Here is a 2,353-nt window from a genome sequence, read left to right as displayed (position 1 = left end):
TTCTTCGGCTCCATGCTGCCAAGCCCGCATATCGAGGGCTACAACACGGCGCTGATGATGTACGAGTGGGTCACCAAAGGGACCGAGCCACCGAAGTACACCGCGATGGATGAAGTCACCCTGATCACCCGCGCCAACTTCCAGGAAGAACTGACCAAGATCGGGCTGTGGAAATGAGTGCGGCGGCCCTGCGGTTTGAGGGTATCGGCAAAACCTTTCCCGGGGTCAAGGCGCTGGACGGCATCAGCTTCAGCGCCCAGCCGGGGCAGGTGCATGCCTTGATGGGCGAGAACGGCGCGGGCAAGTCGACGCTGCTGAAAATCCTCGGCGGCGCCTACATTCCCAGCAGCGGCACGGTGCAGATCGGCGAGCAGACCATGGCGTTCAAATGCGCTGCGGACAGCATCGCCAGCGGCGTCGCGGTGATTCACCAGGAGCTGCACCTGGTGCCGGAAATGACCGTGGCGGAGAACCTTTTCCTTGGGCACCTTCCGTCGCGTTTTGGGGTGGTCAACCGGAGCCTGCTGCGCAAGCAGGCCCTGGCGTGCCTCAAGGGGCTGGCCGATGAAATCGATCCTGAAGAAAAGCTCGGGCGCTTGTCCCTGGGCCAGCGCCAACTGGTGGAAATCGCCAAGGCGCTGTCCCGTGGCGCCCATGTCATTGCGTTCGACGAACCGACCAGCAGCCTGTCGGCGCGGGAGATCGACCGTTTGATGGCGATCATCACGCGCCTGCGGGATGAGGGCAAAGTGGTGCTGTACGTCTCGCACCGCATGGAAGAGGTGTTCCGGATTTGCAATGCCGTGACGGTGTTCAAAGACGGGCGTTACGTGCGCACCTTTGATGATATGAGTGCGCTCAGCCACGACCAGTTGGTGACCTGCATGGTCGGTCGCGACATTCAGGATATCTACGACTACCGCCCGCGAGAGCATGGCGAGGTCGCACTCAAGGTCGACGGGTTGCTCGGGCCTGGCCTGCGTGAGCCGATCAGTTTCGACGTGCGCAAGGGCGAGATTCTTGGCTTGTTCGGACTGGTCGGGGCAGGGCGCACGGAGCTGTTTCGTTTGCTCAGCGGGTTGGAACGCAGCAGCGCTGGCAGCCTTGAACTCTGTGGAGAGGCGCTGCAACTGCGTTCCCCGCGCGACGCCATCGCCGCCGGTGTGTTGCTGTGTCCCGAGGACCGCAAAAAGGAAGGCATCATTCCGCTTTCCAGCGTCGCCGAGAACATCAATATCAGCGCCCGTGGTGCCCATTCCTCGTTCGGTTGGTTGCTGCGCGAGCCCTGGGAAAAAAGCAACGCCGACCAGCAAATCAAGGCGATGAAAGTCAAAACCCCGGATGCGCAACAGAAAATCATGTACCTGTCCGGCGGCAATCAGCAGAAGGCCATTTTGGGGCGCTGGCTGTCGATGCCGATGAAGGTCTTGCTGTTGGATGAACCGACGCGGGGCATCGACATCGGCGCCAAGTCGGAGATCTACCAGATCATCCATAACCTGGCGGCCAGCGGCATTGCGGTGATCGTAGTGTCCAGCGACTTGATGGAAGTCATGGGTATTTCCGACCGCATCCTGGTGCTGTGCGAAGGCGCCCTGCGCGGTGAACAAACCCGTGAAAACGCCACCGAATCCAACCTGCTGCAGCTGGCCCTGCCGCGCCGCGTGACGAACTGAGAGACGACCATGAACACTCAAAACAACGCGTTGCCCACCGCACGCAAACCCTTCGACCTGCGCGCACTGCTCGACAACTGGGCGATGCTGTTGGCGGCGGTGAGCATCTTTGTGCTGTGCGCCTTGCTGATCGACAACTTCCTCTCACCGCTGAACATGCGCGGCCTGGGCCTGGCGATTTCCACCGTGGGCATCGCCGCGTGCACCATGCTGTTCTGCCTGGCGTCGGGGCACTTCGACTTGTCGGTGGGCTCGGTAATCGCCTGCGCCGGCGTGGTGGCGGCGATTGTGATGCGCGACACCGAGAGCGTCATGCTCGGCATCGGCGCCGCGCTGCTGATGGGCCTGATCGTCGGGCTGATCAACGGCATCGTCATCGCCAAGCTGCGGGTCAATGCGTTGATCACCACCTTGGCCACGATGCAGATCGTGCGCGGCCTGGCCTACATCTTTGCCGACGGCAAGGCGGTTGGCGTGTCCCAGGAGCAGTTCTTTGTGTTCGGCAACGGCCAGTTGTTCGGCGTGCCGGTGCCGATTTTGATCACCATCGTGTGCTTTGTGTTTTTCGGCTGGCTGCTGAACTACACCACCTACGGGCGCAACACCATGGCCATCGGCGGCAACCCGGAAGCGGCGTTGCTGGCAGGGGTGAACGTTGACCGCACCAAGATCCTGAT

At 61.7% G+C, this 2,353-nt stretch carries 2 protein-coding genes and 1 pseudogene; all 3 read left to right on the top strand.

What is annotated here, in order from left to right; translation table 11 throughout:
* Positions 1–177 (top strand): annotated as a pseudogene (locus AOA61_RS05935) (arabinose ABC transporter substrate-binding protein); the annotation flags it as partial.
* Positions 174–1,676 carry an L-arabinose ABC transporter ATP-binding protein AraG gene (gene araG / locus AOA61_RS05930; protein WP_032888473.1) on the top strand — a complete coding sequence of 501 codons (1,503 nt, stop codon included), beginning with the start codon at positions 174–176 and terminating at the stop codon, positions 1,674–1,676. The pseudogene AOA61_RS05935 and the gene araG, both read left to right, overlap by 4 nt.
* A 9-nt stretch (positions 1,677–1,685) precedes the next feature.
* The coding region (locus tag AOA61_RS05925) for an arabinose ABC transporter permease (protein WP_095186529.1) at positions 1,686–2,353 on the top strand (668 nt) is incomplete at its 3' end.

Origin of the sequence: Pseudomonas sp. 2995-1, assembly GCF_002742505.1 — a bacterium.
Taxonomy (GTDB): domain Bacteria; phylum Pseudomonadota; class Gammaproteobacteria; order Pseudomonadales; family Pseudomonadaceae; genus Aquipseudomonas; species Aquipseudomonas sivasensis.
Note: the sequence above shows the minus strand (reverse complement) of the source record. Positions and strands in the feature narration are given on the sequence as shown.

Coding starts and splice junctions, on each gene's coding strand:
- araG (WP_032888473.1), top strand. CDS start 174: ATGAGTGCGGCGGCCCTGCGGTTTGAGGGTATCGGCAAAACCTTTCCC.